Raw genomic sequence first — 18,640 nt, 5'->3', positions numbered from 1 at the left:
ATGCCTGAGGCTCCGCGCGCCCGCCGCGTGCCCGTGCGCGCCCATCCCTCCCGGTTGTTGATGACGGTCTGCCGGCTCGAAGGCAGGCGCTCGTGGCGTTCCGCTTCGCTGAGTTGGAGCTCATTGGTAATCCGCTCGCGCAATGCGCTCAGTGCCAGCGGAGCACCATCGGCCACTGCGGCAAGTACGGGAGCATAACCGTTTGGCAATCTGGAATTGGCATAAAGCCTCCTTGCACTCAGCGGGGCACGGGTGCAGCCAATTGGCCGCTGCTGGGTTTGCGTGAAAAACGCAGGGTATCGTTGTGCAACTGTTCCAACACCTCGGTTAGCCCGGCGCGGCGTAGGCCCTGTTCGGCCTCTGCGCGCAGTTCATCAAGCCATGGGGAGTGCCCGGAGCAATGTGGCCATAGCTCATGGTCGGCCTCCAGGGGGTGAGGGCGGCACTTGCCCAGCCAGTTGGGGATAAGCTCTTTATGGTGACTCAGCTGATACAGGGAGGCCTCATCCAGCTGCGAGCGGCGCATGATGGTGCCGTGGTGATGGGCGATAGCCAATACCTGTAGGAGATGGATCAAACAGGGCCGATGCTCGAAGTGACCGCCTGCGGTGAGGTGGTAAAAGCGTCTGCACACTGAATGTTCTTCATTCATTCGCTCCAGAAGCAGAGCGTAATAGCCGGCTGAGTCCGGCCCGATTTCGCGGGTGTCGGGTGTGAGCAGGTGCAGCTTGAACTCAAGAAAGGTTTCAGGCGTGCGGTGTTCCTGAAACCATTGATTTAGCCGTTCCGGCGCTTTGTAGCTGAAGAGATGCTGATGAGCTGAATCGCTTTGCCCGGTCAGCCAGCCTTCTGCGAGCGCGAAATGCTGGTTGAGCCAATCCAGGTGTGCTTGGCGCAAGGCCAGCTTGAGCTGATCGGCACTCGACCATTGGTAGGCGGATAGCTGTAGCGCCTCCGGTAACAGAGCGTTGATCTCAGTGCGTGCCACGCCATGGGCTTCAAAAGTCGCCAGTACGCGTGCGGCCTGCTGGCGTACCGGGTTACGCCGCTCACTGAACCAGGCAAACAGGCGCTGCAGCAAATCAATCCAGTCCTTGGGGTTCATGCGGCAGCTCCTGCGTTAGCGGGTGAAGAGTGTGTTTATGCCGAAGCCTTTCTGCCGCGCTTGGCCTTGGGGGCGGCGGCGCGCTGGGTTTTGATGCGTTCCAACAGCACGCTGGCCGGTTCGTCGTTCGGGTCTTGCGGAACCAGTTCGCCCCTAAATGCCTTGGCCAGGATGCTTTGGGTTAGATGGTCGATACGGCCTTTGGCCGAGGCGACTTTGGCTTCCAGTTGGTCGGCGAAGGCGAACAGTTGTTCGACGCGGCGGACTATTTCGGTTTGTTCAGACAGACTGGGATAAGTGACACAGAGCGCCTTTAGATCTTGCCCGGAAATCCCTTTTTGCCCTGAGGTTGACTTCACAAGGTCCATAACCCTCTGCCGCACGGAAGTTTCCGCGAAAAAAATTTCCAAGTACTCCGGCAACACGACATCCGTTTCACATCGGACGCGAATGAGCTTGTCTGGATATACAAGAGCAGCATGTGTTAACTGTCTTACCAGGCCACAAACCCCGACCAGTTCAAGACTTCCGTTGTAACGAGTGAACAGAAGGTCTCCAACTCTCAGTGCATAACGCTCCTTGTCGGCCGTATTACAGTCAAGGAAGCGGATGTCGGCCTGATCTACAGAGCCTGCCCGAACAGAGCTGATGCGGAGAATTGGCAGCCCTTTGCCGTCCTCGTTTGGCTTGGCTGAGAGCCCATTCCGCATTTCCGTAATCAGCTCACCAAGTTGGGCTGTATTGGCTTTGCTTTCAGTAGTCGTGAACTCCCGCCACTCCTCCGTCAACCGCCCGGAAACCGCTGCGGCGAGGACGGATTGGCGGAAGCGTTTGAGCAGCGCGGGGATGGCGTCGATGCGGGCTTTGAGGGTGTCGACCTGGGCCAGCAGTTCATCGAGCTTGGCGGCGATGCGGGTTTGTTCGGCGAGCGGTGGAGCCAGATACTCTGCATCCTTCACGATCTTGAAATGCCTTGCGTACCCCTTGCTTTCAATCGGAAGGTTGCGCAGAAAGAAATACAAGAAACGCGCATCCATTTCTGGATGTGGCTTCAGAATTTGTACACCGTCTGCACCGGGAATAAACGGAAAATCTATCCACTTAATCTCGCGTGTGTGGTCGCCAAAAATTATCAGTGGCTTATCGTCAGACACCACTAAGTTCGCATTGTCCAGATAGCCAGAAATGAATGTCCGTCCTTGATCCACTACGGGGAACTCGCCCTCAGCCAGAGTATCTGCGGTTTTTACCTTCTTCCCCGAAGTCGAGACTTGAGCGAATACATCATCGAAACTGACGGGCAACCAGCTGGTGGGGAACCCGGCACTCATACATCTTCCTCGCCAGCAGAAAGTCCCATTACTTCTGCCAGTAGCTGCTTCTGCGCCGCCACTTCATCCCCAGCCCCCAGCGCCTTCATCAACTCTTCCAGCTCATGCAGGGCTTCGGTCAGTTCTGCCATGGCCTCGCCAGCCAGCACTTCCGGAGCGGGCAGGTCGGCTGCATCCAGGCTGTCGGCATCCTTGAGCCAACTGATATCCAGCGAGTCGCCGCGCTCGCGGATCTGCTCGCGAGTGAATACGCGGAAGCGGCTGAGCTCGCCAATGCCTTCGACATTCTCGGCACGCGGGCTATGGCCGTTCGGGTCATCGCCGTAGGCGTCCTCGAAGGGTTTGAGGTGCTGCGCGCCGAAGGGTGTGCGTTTGCCAAAGCTGGGCATATTGCTGCGCAGATCAAAAATCCATACGCGCTGGGTGCAGCCCTGTTCCTGACGCGGGTTGGCGGTGCTGCCTTTCTGGAAGAACAGCACGTTGGTCTTCACGCCCTGGGCGTAGAAGATGCCGGTGGGCAGGCGCAGGATGGTGTGCAGGTTGCACTTGTCCATCAGGTCGCGGCGCACCTCGGTGCCGACGCCGGCCTCGAACAGCACGTTGTCCGGCAACACCACGGCGGCGCGGCCACCGGGCTTGAGGCCTCGGTAAATATGCTGGAGGAAGGCCAGTTGCTTGTTGCTGGTTTTGTAGGTGAGGTCGTCGCGGGTCGGGCCGCCGCCGCCTTTGGCCGTGCCGAACGGCGGGTTGGAGAGAATCACGTCCACCTTGGGCAGGTTGGCGCCGGCCTGGCCAAGGGCGTTGCCCAGGTGCACCACGCCTTCTTCATCGCCTTCCATGCCGTGCAGCAGGGTGTTCATCAGCGCCAAACGGCGGGTGCCGGGCACCAGTTCGATGCCGACAAAGGCGCGGTTGCGCTGAAAGCTGCGGGCTTTCTCATCGAGGTCATAGAGGTCGTCGGTGTGGCGCTTGATATAGGCGTCGGCGGCAATCAAAAAACCGGCGGTGCCAGCAGCCGGGTCCTGGATGGTTTCACCGGGCTGGGGTTTGAGGCAGTTGATGATGCTGTCGATCAGCGGGCGCGGGGTGAAGTACTGGCCCGCGCCGGATTTGGTTTCAGTGGCGTTCTTTTCCAGTAGGCCTTCGTAGAGGTCGCCCAGGCCATCTTTCTGCGCGCTGAACCAGTCGATGGAGTCGAGGCTTTTGATCAACTGTTCGAGGTGGCGTGGCTCGCGGATGCTGGTTTGCGCATCGGCATAGATGGCGGCAATCAAGGGGTCGCTGCTCTTGCCCAGATCGAGCAGCATTTGCCGGTAGTGGTTGAGCAGGGTCAGGCCGGATTTGCCCGCCAGGTCTGACCAGCGCGCCCCTTCGGGCAGCTTGTGGGCGAAGCTGGCGTTGTTCTGCACCTGCTCGTATTCCATTTTGCTGAAGAGCAGCAAGACCAGCTCGGTGACGTAGTCGCTGTAGTTGATGCCGTCATCCTTGAGGATGTCGCAGAGGTTCCAGAGCTTCTGGACGATGTCGGAATTGGTCATGGCGTCTCTCTAGCTTGTTCAGGGTGTGAGCCGAATAGGGGGTGTTATTCGGCTCATCAAGTAGGCGGTGTGATGATGCTCAGGCAGCTGATGTCGTCATCGGTGGGCGGCGCGGGCAGGCTACCTTTGTGTAAAAAGCTCTGTTGCTGCTGCTCGCTCAGGCCAGCCCAGAAGCCATCAGTGGCTAGCAGCCAATGCTGGTTTGGCTCAAGAGGCCAGTGGTTTACTTCGGGGTTGCTCGCTCGCCTGGCGCTGAAGCAGCGAGTCAGGCGGTGGCGTGATGGTGCTTGCGCAATTTCTGCATGACTGAGGTTGCCTTGCCAGTTGGCAGCACAGTGCGCGCTATTCAGCCAGTCAATCTTGCCGCTTTGCTCGATCAGCCCCAGGCAGCAGTCGCCTTCATGGATGCTGAACGCGGTATCGCCGAGCAGACATAGCACCAGGTAACTACACGCCGCCTGCGGGTGTGCATCCCCCAAGGCTTGATGGCTGTTGGCGATTAGTTGCAGCAACGCTTCTGCCACTTGCTCAGGGGTCAGTTCAGCCGCAGGTAAGTTGTTAAACCCCTGGGCAAGCTCTGCCAGCAGCGCGGTGGCCAACTCGCCACTGCGCGGGTGGTTGCTGCTGCCATCGGCGATCAGGTAAAGGCTGGCGTGAGCCTGCTCAATATGGGCACAGGCATCGCGGTTGTCGGCCGTGAGGGTGCCAGCCTGGGTGTGCCACTGCAGGATTGCGTGCATTCAGGCAGCTACCTGGGCGAGATGACGCAAGCGCTGCCAAATAATCTGTTCACGCTCGTCATCGCCACGGGCAGCGTCCTGCACCAAGTAGCCGAAGTCGTTAATGCTTAGCAGTGAGGTGAGGTTATCTGCCAGGTAAGTGCGTAGTTCGGGTTCGGCAGCGTCGACTTCCTGCAGCAGTTCTTCGCGGCCGTTAACCAGATTGAGAATGTCCTCAAGATCCTGACTGCCCAGCGGGTTCTGCGCGCCACGCCCGGCGTAGGCCTCCAGTTTACTGCCTAGAAAGTAGGGTGGGGTGAATAGGCGAATACGACAACCGCTGGGTAACACGTGACACTGTGCGTTGGCCAGGCCGTCCTTGAACCAGCGGTTATTACAGCCCAGTAGATCGGCGGTTTCGGAATCTTCGGGCATGAAATCGACCTTCAACTCACCGAGGCGCAGGCGACAGATGACGTCATCCTGCTGTGATTGCTTGAAGCCTTTCTGTTGCAGTTGCTCGACCAGCTTTTGCCATTGGGCGTAGCCGGTGAGATGAACAACCAAATCGACATCGTCTGTGTAACGCACTTCTTCACGGCTGAATTCATCAGTCAACAGCAGGGCTGTGGTGCAGCCGCCGACGAATGCAACCTCTTGGCAAAGGTCTGGGCCGAGCGCCTGGGCGACCACTTCGAGCATTTGAATGTTGTGTGTGTGGCTCATGCTTGCAGAACCTTCTCACGCAGGATTTCGTTGGCGAGATTGGCCTCCCTGGCATTACCCAGGCGAATTGCATCTATCAAGGCCAGATATTCATACAGGCGAGGGTCTTTCTTGACCGCTCCGGGCACTGTTTTAAATAGGGGGGTGATGGATTGCCCCTTGCGATTGCCGTAAGCGTCTGGCCAAACATGGATAAGGTCACCACCGCTCATGAGCTTGTCCTGTAGCACGGGCGCGGAAAAGCTGGTGGGAATACCTCGGACAATTTCTGCTGGTTTGACTGGAAATACGTAGCGCAAGCCGTACTCGATAAAGCCCAGTAGTGCTTTGCTGTTGACCCGAGGCAGCTGGGTGTTTGGGTCTACCCGCAACAGCCCGATCTGCTGGCAGCGCTTTAGCGCTGAGGCAATTTCGGTTTTGCTGATACCGAGTGACGCTTGCAGTGCGCGAACGGAGTAGCTGTCGTGGTGGACGGGAGGATCTTGCTCTGAATGATCTTCCCAGCCTTGCCATTGGTCGGCTGCGTAGATGTCGCCGAGTTTAATTAGCTCTGCAGTTTCGCTGTCGAGCCTTTGCTGCAGGCGCTCACGCTGCTCAAGGCAGATCAACTTGATCAGCAACAGAACGTCTTGACTCTTCATTGCGGCCTCGGCTAGCGACTGTCCTTTGTCCTAGGACTGAGGACAGTTTAAGCGTTCATGCATAGCAGCTGTCAATCACTCAGCTAACCGCTTGCCACAAGTTCTCGTTCAGGGCTTCTAGCACCCGATCCAGGTTGCCGCCCAGGTTGCGATCCAGGGCTTTGAGGCCGCCGTCGTTACGGAAGGCATCGTTGACCTGCTGCGGGTCAATGACCACTTCATGCACCAGTTGCTTGGCCAGGCGATCCAGCCATTTGCGCTGCACGGGCGTCCAGGGTTGCAGGGCGTAGATGGTTTGCATGGCTTTGGCCACGCGTTGGTCGAAGGGCAAAAGCGCTTCGCCGATGGCCGCCTGGCGGATATAACCGATGATGCTGGCGGCGATTTCCTGGTTGGTTTGGTTGCGCCAGGCGCTTTTCAGGCTGGCTTCGCTGAAACCGTGCTGGTCGAGCAGCAGGCGGACTTCGCGCAGTTGCTCGCGGGTTAGGTCCTTGGGGCGATTGACCACCACGCTAAGGGCGGCGGACTGGTTGAGCTGGCTGCGAATAAAGTCGTTGAAGCTTTCCAGGTAGTCAGCCGGCTTTTGGTTTTGTCCGTAGTTCTGCTCACGCACTAACAGTTCGTCGCTGTGGGTGGAGATAACCGGGTAGTTCTCCGAGCCGAGCAGGGCGCTGACGGCGGCGAGCTGATTGAGCAACTGGCTGTGCTGGCGGACGAAGTTGGCGGCTTGCTGTGGGCCGAGGTCGTGCAGGTGTTTGTGCAGTTGGGCAGGTTTGACCCCCCAGGCATCCTGCAGCTCATCGAGCTTTTGCTTCAGCGTGGGTTTGTCCTCGGCCTTGTGCTGGGCCTTGCGCAGGATACGCATGACGCGCTGGCTCAGCTGGTCAAGCACGTCATGGGCGTGGCTGCTGTCGTCCTGACTGCCAGGGGCGTCATGGCTGGCTCCGCTGGTGAGTTCGCTGACCAGTTGCTCCAGGCTGATGTTGGGGTTCTTCACCAGGGGTTTCATGGTGTCGACCGCTTCCAGGCTGGCGTAAAGGTCGACAGGGTCGTAGATGCGGAATACGGTTTTGCCGATGTCGTCGCAGCGGCGGGTGGCACGGCCTTTCATCTGCTCGTAGAGAATGCGCGAGCGCACCCGGCGCATAAACACCAAATTGCAGATTTTCGGTACGTCGATACCGGTGGTGAGCAGGTCGACGGTGATGGCGATATTGGGATTAGGCTCGTTTTTGTAGCGACGAATCAGTTGCTCAACCTTGTCGCTTTGCCCGGTGATAACGCGCACAGCCGCTTCGTTGTATTGCTCGCCGTAGGCTTCTTTGAAGGCATCGTCGAGCAGGTTTTTGACCCGTTCGGCGTGGGCCTGGTTGACGCAGAAGATCATGGTCTTCTCTTCGCCAAACGGGTCCAGTTCCTTGGCCAACTCGTCGCAGATGACCTTGTCGAAGGCCGGGGTGATCACACGGCGGTTGAACGACTCGATGTTGAAGCTGAGTTCATCTTCCAGCTCGGCTACGTCGACTTCGCCGGTCTGCGTGTTGATAACGCTGACCGACTCACCTTTCTCGAAACGGATGCCATGTTTGCTGAGCTGGGTTTCGTAGCGGATCGGTGGTTCGTGATCCACCAGCCAGTCATCGGCTACAGCCTCTCGGTAGCTGTAGGTGAACACCGGTTTTCCGAAAATTTCGCTGGTGTGTTTGGCCGGGGTGGCGGTGAGGCCGATGCGGCAGGCGTCGAAGTGGTCGAGCACGCGGCGGTACTGCGAGAGGTATTGGCTGTGATCACGCACGGCCAACTCACCTTCTGTCATTTCCTGGTCGAGGGTGTAACCTCGGTGGGCTTCGTCGACGATGATGCAGTCGAACTCTCCCACGGGCGGCGGGTTATCCGAGCGGAAGATGCGGCTGACCATGGCTTGCACGGTGGCGACCTGGACGCGGGTCTCCGCCTCAGCGGCCATGTCGCCCAGCTCTTTGATGTCGTAGATCTGCGCCAGGGTGTGGTTCTGCTCCAGCGTGGTGTCGTTGAACGCGTCGATGGCTTGCTGGCCGAGGGCGCTGCGGTCAACCAGAAACAGAATGCGCTTGAAGCGTTCGGCTTTCAGGAAGCGGTACATCAGGCCAATGATGGTGCGCGTCTTGCCGGTGCCGGTGGCCATGGCCAGCAGGCAGTCACGCTGATTGTTGGCCAGAGCCTGCTCCACGGCCTGGATGGCTTTCTCCTGGTAGTCGCGTAGCTTGAGGTAGGCGAAGCCTTCGGCTTTGAGCTTGGCCTCGGCGTCTGCTTGGCTGCGCTTGAGCAGGTCGAGCAGGTCACCCGGTTTGTGGAAGTCTTGCAGCGGCCTGCGCGTGTTGGCCGGGCTGCGCAGGTCACGGAACCAAGTGCCGGACTGTTCAGCGAGCTGCTTGATAAAGGGCCGGCCGTTGCAGGCGAAGGCAAAGGGCACGCGGAAGTAACCACCCTGGCCATCGCTCCAGGGCTGAGTTTGTCCCGCCAGCAACCAGGGCTGCTGGTGCTCGGGCGCCACGTTGAACTCACGGGCATAGCGTTCGGCCTGGGGGATGCGGTCGGCGATGTTGATGCGCTTACGCTTGGCTTCAACGATGGCGATAGGCGTAAGACCGGCGAACAGTACGTAGTCGGCGCAGGCTTTGGGGCTGCTGGTGGGCCATTCGGCGATGGCCTTGTTCTTGCCCTTCTCCGGGCGCGCTCCCTTGCCATAGGTGAGGTCGAGGGAGTCGGCTTCCCAGCCGGCGTCGATCAACTGCTGGTCGATCAAGATGCGGGTCAGGTCTTCGGATAGATCGAAGCTGTTGCTGGCCTGCTGAGTCAGCTTGGCGACCTGTTGGCTGGCTTGTGGCTGGGCAGCCAGTTGCTGCTGCAGAGCCTTGAGGCTTTGCTCGTGCTCACTGCGCAGCTTTTGCAATGCGGCTTCGTGTTCGGCTGCTAGCTGCTTATGGCTGCGTGATTCGGCATCCATCTGCTCGGCAAGCACGGCGTATTCTTCGGCTTCCTGCTTGAGCAGGTCAGCCAACTTCTGGTTGCTCTCCAGTTGCTGGCTGGACTCGCTGAGCTGCGTCTTGAGCTGCTCGATCTGACTTTGCAGATCGCGCAGCGGAGCGCTGGGGTCTGCGGGGGTGACGAAGGGGCCAGGTTTGAACGCATGAGCATTCTTGCCGAACGACTGGTGATGCCAGATGGCCAGAGCACGGGCGACCTTCAGCCCATCCATGGCCTCACGGTGCTGGGTGCGGAACTCATGAGTGGCCTTGTTGCCCTCGACGCGCAGGGTATGAAACAGGCTGCGGATGTTCTGATCCAGCTGGATCTCGCGGCTGAGCTTGTAGAGCAGGTCGGACTGCGTGGTGGTGGCATCGAACTCGATACCGGCACGGCTGGCCAAATCCTGGGCCAAGGCTTCGCCGAGTTGACGCAACTTGATCAGGGTGGTGTTGGGATCGCTGGCGAAGACCTGCTCGGCTGTGCTCGCAAGCTGCAGGAAAACGGGGTCGTGTTCCTTGAGAAAGGCGAAGTTACTACTCTCGGCCATGTTCCATCCCTTGAAGTCATCCCCCGGTCATCCGGGCTTGGCTGTGCTATGGGAGGGATGATGCCAGAACGCTGCCCGCCGGGGGTACTCGGGATAGAGGCGCACGACTGCAGCTTCGCGGAGGGAGCGCTGGTTCGTAAAGAACGGGTTCGCACGGAAACCGTGCCTGATTGGCTCCGGCAGCGATGGTGAATCGCCGCGCATGAGGGCCGAACCGACGGTTTTGAGGGGAAGGCTTTTTCGTTCTGCTGTTGCCCGCGGCAGAAACAACAAAGGCCCGCATTGCTGCGAGCCTTTGTTTTGTATGGTGCCGGCACCAGGAGTCGAACCCGGGACCTACTGATTACAAGAAAACCGTTTTCGGCTTGCCTGACAGGCACTTAGGTGCAGGCTTGTTACGCAAACATAGCGCTACAGGCCGGATTCCATGCGGAGCCCGGCGCGCTTGTTACGCAGGTTTTGGGGGGATCAGAGTGCGGAGGGGGCGACTTTCGGGACGCTGAGGTCGTAGATGTCGAGCATGGATTCGTCGCGGTGGCCGCTGGCTTCCTGCTTGTCGGCCCTGGTGCCGGGGGTGTCGGTGATGCCGCGGCGCTTGAGGTCGTGCAGGCCGAAGCGCTGCTCGGCGGTGATGACGCCCGCCGCGATCGCGTTACGCATGAAGCGGTTCCAGGCGGTGTCCAGGCCTGACTTGCCCAGCGCCCCGCCGTGGTCGGCGGTGATGATGAAGCGCTTCTCGGGGTTGACCGGCACCGCGGTGCCTCGGGCTTTCCACACCTGGGCGCGGCGAGCCTTGGCGGCATCCCAGGCAGCGCGCAGGCGCGGTGTCCAGGTGACCACGTTGTCGCGGCTGCCCTTGCGCCGGTTGGTGAGCACGCCGTCGGCAAGCTCGTTGGCGTCGGTCAGGGTGACGACCTCGATGCCGCGCAGCCGGCAGAGATAGGCCAGCTCCATGACGTAGCTCAGGTGCGGCGGCACCGCATCCTTCTGCCCGCGTTTCAGCTGGCCCAGCTCGCGGGCGCGGTCGATCAGCCGTTGCATCACGTCATGGGACGGCAGGCGCCGCTGCTTGCGCTCCACCGGCGCCTCGATGCCCATGGCCGGGTTGTCGTCCAGGTAGCCGCGGTTGCGGCCCCACTGCATCACCAGGCGCAGGTACCGCAGCGCGTGGGCGGCCTTCGACGGCGTTCCATCGTCGGCGATCCGGTCAATGAGCCGCTGGATCAGCGCGGGGGTGAACTTGCGCACGGCCAGCTCGCCGAGGGGCTTGCCCAGTTTGGTTGGGATGTTGACCAGGACGTCGCGTGACCAGCTGTAGCTCTCCTGGGTCTTCGGGGCCAGGCGCTTGAACTTGGCGCTGTCGTGGTACTCCTTGCACAGGAAGTTGAGGCTCTCGCGGTCGACGCCGTTGCGCACCTCCATGATCTTGTGCAGCTCGGCGAGCGTGGCCGAACTGTTGGCGATGTTCTGCCGGCGCTGCCGGCCGGCTTCATCGCGGTGCAGGGTGTACCAGGTGCCTTTGCCGCGGTGATCAAAGAAAACGGCCGCTGGGATAGCGGCCTGATCAATGTGCGGTGGGATGTGGGGGTTGTGCTTCCTCGATCGCCTCATAGGATCTCGACGCCGTACTGCTCCTGGTTGCCGGCTTTCAGCCCGCCGGCCTGGTTGATCAGCTCCACGGTGGTCCATGGCCCGGTGCGGCCACGAAACAGGCGGATGCCCTGCTCGTGCAGGGTACGCTCCACGTCAGCCCGGCGGGCGTAGCCGGTGATGCGCTTGAGGTCGTCGAAGGTCAGCACACCTGCAGGTGACCCGATCATGGCTGCGCCTCCAGTCTACCTCCGGGCGCAGGCCACCCGCGCCGAGAAACGGCGGGCCGGTGTTCTCGCCTACGCATCGCCCACCTCCAGCCATTCCCGGCGCCGGCCCCATTGCCGGCGCATCTCGTCGACTAGGCGGGTGACAGCCGCCTCGCCGCGCTTCTTGACCAGCACCTCCTTCAAGTTCTCGACCTTCTCCGGCGTGGTGTTCCCACGCCGGAGCCAGTACCGCGCCTCGCATTCCAGCATCTGCTGGCGGACGTCCTGGTCAGCCACGGAACTGCCCTCCCTGGTACCAGATTTCGAGCAGCTCGGAGCCATGCTGCTGCCCGGTCCAGATCCCGACCGGGCGCTCCCAGTCGAGGCCCATCAGCCGATCGGCTTCGAGGTGGGCCGCCGGCAAGCCGGCGACCTCGATGTCGGTACCGCGAAAGTCGAGCAGGGCGCCCACCTGGTAGGTGAGGCCCTCGCGCCCGCTGTGACGGCAGGTGGTACAGCCGGAGCCTGCGCAGAAACGGCATTCGCTTTTTTGGTTCTGGCTCGTGGTCATGGTGCGTTACTCGCTCCGCAGTGCGGGCAGCTTGTGTAAACGTCGACTGCGCGCAGGAATCGTCCACAGCCGCCCATGCCGAAGCCGCAGCGATAGACCTGCCGTCGATGTTTCTGTGGTTTGAGCTTGGGCAGCTTGATGCCGACAGAGCGCAGCGCCTCCTTGTGATCGAGCCGCATGGCGCGGACTACCGGGCGCGAGCGCTCGGCGATGTAGCCGCACGGCCACAGCTCGAAGCCTTGGCCCAGGTAGCCGGCGGCATCGTCGGCGTGTGGGTGGATGGCGTCTTGCAGGTTGGAGGTCGGGCGGCTGCCGCCGCGCCAGACCAGGTCGTTGCCATCCCACTCGCGGGCGTAGGCCACATAGACGCGACCGTCCTCATTGCGGTAGGCCTGGGCTTCCGACCGGGTGAGGTACTGGCAGTCGACGCCGACCTCTGCCCGGGCGCGGACGTACTCCACCGGCCAAGGGAGGTCGCTGTCGCGGCTTTCGTACTGTTTGACGGCGCGCTCGCGGGTGAACTGCTCGGCCTCGTCGAGGTTCGAGGTGTAGCCGCCGTTCTCGCGCCAGAACATGGCGCGGCTGCCGGTGTTGCTGCGGCTGTCCTGCAGGTAGAAAAGGTCAGACATTGGCCACCTCCACGCGCTGCCGCGCCTCGATGCAGCTTTCCTCGCGGGTATGGCAGATGCCGCAGTTGGGGCAATGGGCCTTGTCGCTGGTGTTGGTGGCCAGCTCGCCAGAGTGGGTGAAACGCGAGCAGCCGTAGCCGAGGCCGTCGCGGGGCTGTTCCTGGAGCAGGCCGGGCGCCAAACCGAGCTTTTTGGCCAGTGACTCGGCCGCCTGGGTTGGGCCGCTGGTGCAACTGGCGGTGGGTTTATGGCCGCGCGCTCTGGCGATGTAGGTGCCGGTGCTCTGGCGGACGCTGATGGTGATGGTTTCAACGGGCATGACGGCGGCCTCCCTGGGCTTTCTTGGCGGCGATGTTGGCCATGTAGGCGGCCCACTCGGCCTGTTTGCGCTGCTGGCGGATGCGGCTGCACTTGGCGTGCTTGCGCGTGCTGCGGGCCTTGCCGCAGATGTCGCAGATGCTGGGGAGGTCGAGGCGGTGGCTGGCCATGGTTGGGCGCTCACGCATGGGGCACCTCCAGCATCAGCACTGCGCGGGCGCCGTCGCGGTTCATGCCGCTGACGATGCGGTCGCGCTCCATTGCCTCAATGATGCGGGCGGCGCGGTTGTAGCCGATGCCCAGGAAGCGTTGCAGGAAGGCCACACTGGCGCGTTGGGTCTGTACAACCGCCGCCACGGCTTCGCGGTAGAGCGGGTCGACTGGGTCTTGCTTGGCAGGGTCGGCAGGCCTGGGCATCCAATGCGTCACCGACTCGGGGTTCATAAAGTCGTATTCGCCGTCGTAGATGTTCCACTCGCCGTCGGCTTGTAGGTGAGCCAGCCCCAGGCTCTGCGGGTTGGATGAATCAGTAACCAAGACGGTGTCCGATACCATCTGGTGGGTGCTTGTGCATTCGTGGTGGCACTGCGGGGTGCGCTCGGTGACCGATATCCAGTCTGATTTAGGGGCTGCAGGCTGATTCGCCAGTAGCGCCTCTATCACCTTGAGCTGTTCCTGGGCCCCGCTGACATAGGCCGGGTCGAACCCATAGCCGCGCTGACCGCATCCGGCCAGCCAGATGACCTTCTGACAGGCGTCCAGCTCGCGGTGGATCTTCTGGAGCTGTTCGACTGACACGAGGCGCAGGTCGGAGGCTGGCGTGGTAGCCTTCTCGGCGCTGACTTCGGGGGTTTGTGCTTGCATGGTGCTTCTCCTTGGGGTTGGTCTGGCCTCGGAGGGTTGCCGCCCTCCGGGGCCTTCTTGTTTCTGGGCTCAGGCCCAGGCGCGTTTCAGGTACGACCAGATCTGGTCGCCGTTCTCGATGTACTCATGCACCTCCTGCTCCGGCCGCCGATCGAGGTGCAGCACGGCTAGGCAGTCGTCCCACAGGCTGCTGTCCAGGCCGCGCAGATCGGTGAGCGAGAAGGGAAAGGCGCTGCCGTTGTAGAGGCTCAGCAGGAAGCGCCCGACGATGCGGCTTTGCCCGGTACAGCGTTGGGCTACCGGCAGCAGCCGGTGCAGCGCCTCGATGCCAGCGGCGCGGATGCGCGGGCGCTCGGCTTCTTCCGCTGCAATGCGGTTCATTTCCTCCCGGAAGCGATCGTGTGCTGTTTGCATGGTGCTTCTCCTTGGAATGGCCCAGGCGTTGCCGCGCCTGGGCGCTGGGGTTAGCGGGCCGCGATGGCCAGCAGTGAAGGGGCGAGGTAGCCGGCGCCGATCAGCACCGCCAGGGTCAGGCCGCTGATGACCAGCGTGATCAGGTTTTCGCGCCGGCTCGAGCTGTAGAAGTCGTCGTCGTGGTTGGTTTGCATGGTGCTTCTCCTTGGGGTTGATGCCCGGGCGTTGCCGCGCCCTGGCGATTCGTCACTGCTGGAACAGCCAGCAGCGGACGGTCTTGGCGCGGTTGAACGCATCGGTCTGCCGCGCGGAATTGATGGCCTTGTTGGATTCCACGAACTTCGGCGACTTGCTGGTCTTGAGCAGGCGCTTGAGCTCGCCCAGCGGGGGCACCTGCTGCCGCTTGTTGGCCGCCATCTCGACGAACTCGTTGAGGTTGACGGCGATGTAGCCCTGCTTGCGCGAGTGGTTGAGCGCGCCGTCGTCGTCCATGCCGTTGAGGAACTCGAACAGGTCCCAGAACTCACGCACGGTCGGGTGGTCGGCGTTGATGGCCTGCTGGCGTTCCTCGGCCATGCGGGCGACTTCCTGCTGCACCAGGGCAACGCGCTCCTCGCCGAGCGGTACCACCAGGGCCAGCGCGTCCACCAGGCTGAGCAGCTGCGCGTGGTTCTTGGCGATCCGCACCGTGCGGATGCCCGGGCGGGCCAGCAGCTCCTGCTCGTAGCCGGAGGTGCGCTCGGTGACGGTCTGCACAATCTCCTGCTCGCGCTGCAGGGCCTTGACCAGGAAGCCGCTCACGCTCTCGATCGGCCAGCGCTCCAGCTGCTCGGCCAGCTGCTTGGTCTGCGGCGTGTGGTTCTCGCTGGTGAGGTGGACGTGGCAGATCCGCTGCAGGATCGGCTCGGACGCCTTGACCGGGTTGTTCTGGGCGATCAGCAGGGCGCCGCGGAACGGCGGCTCGCGGGTGTCGTTGCCGTTGTTCTTCACGCCGGTGGAGCGAACGCTGCGGCCGTTGTAGGCGGTCTTGAGTTCGTCCCAGTCGTAGTGCTTCACCGGCGCGCCGTCCTGCTGCTCGCGCTCGGACTCGATCAGCACCACCGGCAGGTTGCCCACCTGGGCGAAGTTACGCGCCCGGCTGGCCGGGGTGGCCTTGGACGGGTCGAAGCCCTCGTACTCCATCCGGCCGACCAGCTTCCAGAACAGCTCCACGATGGTGGACTTGCCTGCACCGGGCTCGCCGACCAGTTCCAGGAAGGGGAAGGACTTCTGCACCTGGCGGATCTGCTCAACGGTCAGGGCGCCCAGCCACCAGGCCAGCACCACCACGCCGCGGGCGCCGAAGCAGCGCCAGAACACGTCGAACCAGCTCTCGTCGTAGCCGCTGAGGTCGGTGTTGATCTGCAGCACCGGCGACTGGCTCTGCGACTTGATGCTCAGCGCGCCGACGTCGAAGAAGTCCTCCTCGTTGAGCTTGTAGACCTTGCCGCCGGCGATGGCCAGGTCGTTGAAGACGTAGGCGCCGTGCTCGCGGCTGTAGCCGATCCAGTCGATGGTGTTGACGGTTTTCAGCCGATCGAGCTGCGGCTCGAGCATGCGCTCCAGTTGCAGCGGGCTGCCGGTGTACATGGCGCCGTTGGCCACGTTGAGCAGCCGCTTCTTGAACTCCGGCGCCGAGGACAGCTGCGCGGCGCTGAATGTGCTCTTGATGGCCGGGCCGTCCGGGCGCTCGACGCGGAAGTAGTACCAGGCCTCGTCGGTCAGCTCGTTGCGCATGAAGTACAGCGCCTGGAAGTAGCAGTTGGCGATGCGCACCACCGAGCCGCTCTGGCGCAGGGCCTTCTCGCGCCGCTGCTTATCGTTGAGCTGCTTGTCCTCGATGCGCTCCGACTCTTCCAGGTCGCGCATGGTGCGGTCGTACTTCTCCAGGTCGAACTTGAACCAGTACAGGCGGCTCTTGAACGAGAAGGAAAACTCGGCCTTGGGCGCCCAGTCGTACATGAGCAGGCCTTTCTCCTCGGCGCTTTCGGCCAGCAGCAGGTCGCCCTCGTGGCGGGCCTCCTTGAGGTCTTGCTCGATGCGCTTGGCGCGATCGTCGGTGCCCTCGATGAAGGCCCAGCGCTGGTGCAGGTCATTCCAGTCGGTCTTCTTGCCACCGCGCTGCGGGATGACTGCGGCCTTGCAGGTAAAGCCCAGCTCGCGCGCCTCCTTCGCCCAGCGGCGCATATTGGCCAGGGCTACCGGCTCGTTATCCAGCGCCCAGACCAGGCGCGGCAGGCGCTTGCCAGCCTCGGTGCGCAGCTTGATCAGCGCCTGCAGGGACTCAGCCGGGAAGGGCGCGCTGGACATCATCGACACGGCGGCGGTGTCGTGGTGCAGCAGGGCGATCGCGTCGAAGATGCCCTCCACGACCCACAGCTCGTCGACCTCCAGTAGATCCACGCTCGGCGGGCACCACCAGACGCCCTTGTAGCTCTCGCCCGGCTTGAAGCGGGCCTTCTGCTTGCCGAAGCGCTCGGGGCGGTCGATCAGGCGCTCCCAGTAGCCGCCCTTCTCCAGCGGGAAGCGCACGGTCGCGCTGCCGGCGTTGATGTCGCGGCTCCAGTAGTTCTCCTGGGTGAACCAGCCCTCGATCAGGTCAAGGCGGAAGCCCCGGGCAAACTCCAGGTAGGCGCGGGCCGTTGCGGTGGGGTTTTCAGCCGTGGCCGGAGCGGTCTTGCTCCAGTCGTTGAACAGGTCGTCGTACAGCTCCTTGACGTGGACACGGTGGCCGCACTTCTCCGGGCGCCCGCAGATCAGCATCCACGGCGAGTCGTGGAAGGTGTAGAGGGTCTTCTTGCCGCAGCTGTGCGCCGGGCACTTGCCCTTGCGCATGTAGTTGGTGCCGGTCATGTGCTTGAGCTCGAAGTCTCGCTCAATGCGCCGGAGCACCTCGGCCCGTAGTGATTCTTTCATCTGCATGGTGTGGCTGGCCTTACTCGTTGGCGCCGAGGGCGGCTTGCAGCGCGCCGATGGTGCGTTTGTGGCCGGCGAGGGCCGGGTAGTCGTCGAGGATGCGGCGGCGGCGCTGGAACTCCGGCACGGCCCGGTAGCGGTCGTCGTACCAGTGCTCGGTCAGGCCACGGCGCAGCTCGCAGCGCAGGCTGCTGAGCAAGGCCTCGGCTACGTGCTTGGGCATGTCCAACTGGATGGCGACGGCTTCTGGCATGGCGGCGACCTCGAATTTCGGGTGCAACTTGCCCAAACCCACCGCAGCGGGCCTGGGCTCTAGGGGCTAGGGATTAACCGACCTGGCGCAGGGTGCGCCGGGCGGGGTTGGCGATCAGGTGGCGGACAATCAGCGCCACCGGCACGGCGAAGGTCAGGCCGCTGGCCGGGTCGGTGATGACGGCCGTGTGGCCGGTACTGGTGCTGATGTCGAGATGCATGCGGCAGTCAGCTGAGCGCAGCTCGCCGTAGGCCTTGGCCACCAGGTTCTCGGCCAGCGATTTGGGTACATCCAGCGCCAGATGCAGGTGCTGCACGGCGCGGGAAAACAGGCTCTGCTCGTCGGCCAGGTGCTCGGCCTGGTGGCGCTCCAGGTAAGCGAACGCCGCGGCCTGCATGGCTGCTCGATAGTCCTGGTGCTGCGGTTTGGCGGTGTTCATACGGAAGTCTCCATGGTGTCGAGCAGATCGAGCTGGTCGGTTTTCGGGCGCAAGGCCTGCAGGGCCTTGGCACGTTCCATGGCCGGTGCCATGGGCAGTTGCATCAGTGGGCGATCAAGGCCGCTGGGGCTGATCTGCTGGCTGATGGTCTGGTTTCCGTTGAAGGTGGCACCGCACACCAGGTTGCTGCACTGGTACCAAATGCTGCGGAAGCAGGGCGTCTCCTCGCGGCTGGTGCGGATGAACAGCGCACTGCGGCAGCAGGGGCAGAGGAACGGTGCATGCTTGACGGTTTCGCTGCGCTTCATGGCTTGGCCTTCCTGTGCAGGGCGATGACGGCGAGCACCTCGGTGTGCAGCGCGGCCAGGTGCTGGCGATGCACCTGGAGGATCTTGGCCAGCTCCTGGTTGTCGATGCCGTCGCCGATCGCGTCAGCGATGGTCTGGTTGAGCTGGCCTTCCTTCACGTCAGCCGCCAGGGCCAGGTGGTAGAGCTCCACGTTGTCCAGCTCGGAGGCATCCGGCAGCGCGGTGAACAGGCCGTTGTACAGGCCGGCGATGTAGTCCGGCAGGTAGTGGGTGCCGCTGACCTGCTCCAGCTGCTGCAGCTGTTCATCGCTGAGCGGGCGGTGGCCGGTGCTCTCGTAGAGCTGGTTGTCGAACCGCTTGAGGTCCAGCCCCAGGAAGGTGGCGGCGCACTCGCGGCCCCCCGGGAAGGCTCCGACGATGGCCTGCGCGACCTTGCGGCGGCTGTCGAGGATTGGGCGTTTCATATTCTCGTTT

Annotated in this window: 22 protein-coding genes and 1 pseudogene; all 23 read right to left on the bottom strand. The window is 62.5% G+C overall.

Annotation, left to right across the window (positions count from 1 at the left end; genetic code table 11):
• Positions 1–77 precede the first annotated feature (77 nt).
• Positions 78–176 (bottom strand): annotated as a pseudogene (locus CW360_RS17095) (restriction endonuclease); the annotation flags it as partial.
• 62 nt (positions 177–238) lie between these two features.
• Positions 239–1,105, bottom strand: coding sequence for a hypothetical protein (locus CW360_RS10320; protein ID WP_101193647.1), 867 nt, complete (start codon positions 1,103–1,105; stop codon positions 239–241).
• Positions 1,106–1,140: 35 nt separating this feature from the next.
• Complete coding sequence (locus CW360_RS10315) at positions 1,141–2,436, bottom strand: restriction endonuclease subunit S (protein WP_101193646.1); 1,296 nt, start codon at positions 2,434–2,436, stop codon at positions 1,141–1,143.
• Positions 2,433–3,974, bottom strand: a complete 1,542-nt coding sequence (locus CW360_RS10310) for a class I SAM-dependent DNA methyltransferase (RefSeq protein WP_101193645.1) — start codon at positions 3,972–3,974, stop codon at positions 2,433–2,435. The genes CW360_RS10315 and CW360_RS10310 overlap by 4 nt, the downstream gene beginning before the upstream one ends.
• A gap of 56 nt (positions 3,975–4,030) precedes the next feature.
• Entirely contained in the window at positions 4,031–4,714 is a 684-nt protein-coding gene (locus CW360_RS10305) for a protein phosphatase 2C domain-containing protein (RefSeq protein WP_101193644.1), read from the bottom strand.
• Positions 4,715–5,419 (bottom strand): nucleotidyl transferase AbiEii/AbiGii toxin family protein, encoded by a 705-nt coding sequence (locus tag CW360_RS10300; protein ID WP_101193643.1) that lies wholly within the window; start codon positions 5,417–5,419, stop codon positions 4,715–4,717. It abuts the gene before it with no gap.
• Positions 5,416–6,060, bottom strand: coding sequence for a hypothetical protein (locus CW360_RS10295; RefSeq protein ID WP_058073991.1), 645 nt, complete (start codon positions 6,058–6,060; stop codon positions 5,416–5,418). Before CW360_RS10295 ends, CW360_RS10300 begins: the two co-directional genes overlap by 4 nt.
• A gap of 79 nt (positions 6,061–6,139) precedes the next feature.
• Positions 6,140–9,616 carry a type I restriction-modification system endonuclease gene (gene hsdR / locus CW360_RS10290; RefSeq protein ID WP_101193642.1) on the bottom strand — a complete coding sequence of 1,159 codons (3,477 nt, stop codon included), beginning with the start codon at positions 9,614–9,616 and terminating at the stop codon, positions 6,140–6,142.
• A 468-nt stretch (positions 9,617–10,084) separates the two neighbouring features.
• Complete coding sequence (locus CW360_RS10285; RefSeq protein ID WP_101193641.1) at positions 10,085–11,227, bottom strand: site-specific integrase; 1,143 nt, start codon at positions 11,225–11,227, stop codon at positions 10,085–10,087.
• Positions 11,224–11,436 carry a DUF4224 domain-containing protein gene (locus CW360_RS10280; protein ID WP_044727301.1) on the bottom strand — a complete coding sequence of 71 codons (213 nt, stop codon included), beginning with the start codon at positions 11,434–11,436 and terminating at the stop codon, positions 11,224–11,226. Before CW360_RS10280 ends, CW360_RS10285 begins: the two co-directional genes overlap by 4 nt.
• A 69-nt stretch (positions 11,437–11,505) precedes the next feature.
• Entirely contained in the window at positions 11,506–11,712 is a 207-nt protein-coding gene (locus CW360_RS10275) for a DUF7696 family protein (RefSeq protein WP_101193640.1), read from the bottom strand.
• Positions 11,705–11,986 carry a hypothetical protein gene (locus tag CW360_RS10270; RefSeq protein WP_101193639.1) on the bottom strand — a complete coding sequence of 94 codons (282 nt, stop codon included), beginning with the start codon at positions 11,984–11,986 and terminating at the stop codon, positions 11,705–11,707. Before CW360_RS10270 ends, CW360_RS10275 begins: the two co-directional genes overlap by 8 nt.
• Positions 11,983–12,615 carry a hypothetical protein gene (locus CW360_RS10265; RefSeq protein WP_101193638.1) on the bottom strand — a complete coding sequence of 211 codons (633 nt, stop codon included), beginning with the start codon at positions 12,613–12,615 and terminating at the stop codon, positions 11,983–11,985. Before CW360_RS10265 ends, CW360_RS10270 begins: the two co-directional genes overlap by 4 nt.
• A complete protein-coding gene (locus CW360_RS10260; RefSeq protein ID WP_101193637.1) occupies positions 12,608–12,934 on the bottom strand; it encodes a hypothetical protein in 327 nt (108 codons plus the stop codon). The genes CW360_RS10265 and CW360_RS10260 overlap by 8 nt, the downstream gene beginning before the upstream one ends.
• Entirely contained in the window at positions 12,924–13,121 is a 198-nt protein-coding gene (locus CW360_RS10255) for a hypothetical protein (protein ID WP_101193636.1), read from the bottom strand. The genes CW360_RS10260 and CW360_RS10255 overlap by 11 nt, the downstream gene beginning before the upstream one ends.
• Positions 13,114–13,797: a DNA translocase FtsK gene (locus tag CW360_RS17200; RefSeq protein WP_281255620.1), complete on the bottom strand. Its 684-nt coding sequence runs from the start codon at positions 13,795–13,797 to the stop codon at positions 13,114–13,116. The genes CW360_RS10255 and CW360_RS17200 overlap by 8 nt, the downstream gene beginning before the upstream one ends.
• A 69-nt stretch (positions 13,798–13,866) precedes the next feature.
• On the bottom strand, positions 13,867–14,211 hold the full coding sequence (locus CW360_RS10245) for a DUF7673 family protein (protein ID WP_245874696.1): 345 nt from the start codon (positions 14,209–14,211) through the stop codon (positions 13,867–13,869).
• Between the two features lie 50 nt (positions 14,212–14,261).
• Positions 14,262–14,405 carry a hypothetical protein gene (locus tag CW360_RS16815; RefSeq protein WP_157825293.1) on the bottom strand — a complete coding sequence of 48 codons (144 nt, stop codon included), beginning with the start codon at positions 14,403–14,405 and terminating at the stop codon, positions 14,262–14,264.
• Between the two features lie 52 nt (positions 14,406–14,457).
• Positions 14,458–17,166: a toprim domain-containing protein gene (locus CW360_RS10240; protein WP_101193788.1), complete on the bottom strand. Its 2,709-nt coding sequence runs from the start codon at positions 17,164–17,166 to the stop codon at positions 14,458–14,460.
• A gap of 19 nt (positions 17,167–17,185) precedes the next feature.
• On the bottom strand, positions 17,186–17,419 hold the full coding sequence (locus CW360_RS10235; RefSeq protein WP_101193787.1) for a hypothetical protein: 234 nt from the start codon (positions 17,417–17,419) through the stop codon (positions 17,186–17,188).
• Positions 17,420–17,492: 73 nt separating this feature from the next.
• Positions 17,493–17,858: a hypothetical protein gene (locus CW360_RS10230; RefSeq protein WP_101193635.1), complete on the bottom strand. Its 366-nt coding sequence runs from the start codon at positions 17,856–17,858 to the stop codon at positions 17,493–17,495.
• Positions 17,855–18,166 carry an Ogr/Delta-like zinc finger protein gene (locus CW360_RS10225; RefSeq protein ID WP_101193634.1) on the bottom strand — a complete coding sequence of 104 codons (312 nt, stop codon included), beginning with the start codon at positions 18,164–18,166 and terminating at the stop codon, positions 17,855–17,857. Before CW360_RS10225 ends, CW360_RS10230 begins: the two co-directional genes overlap by 4 nt.
• Positions 18,163–18,630, bottom strand: coding sequence for a YmfL family putative regulatory protein (locus tag CW360_RS10220; protein ID WP_101193633.1), 468 nt, complete (start codon positions 18,628–18,630; stop codon positions 18,163–18,165). The genes CW360_RS10225 and CW360_RS10220 overlap by 4 nt, the downstream gene beginning before the upstream one ends.
• Positions 18,631–18,640: the final 10 nt, after the last annotated feature.

Source organism: Pseudomonas fluvialis, assembly GCF_002835605.1.
Lineage (GTDB): Bacteria > Pseudomonadota > Gammaproteobacteria > Pseudomonadales > Pseudomonadaceae > Aquipseudomonas > Aquipseudomonas fluvialis.
This window is presented reverse-complemented; position numbering and strand designations above follow the sequence as displayed.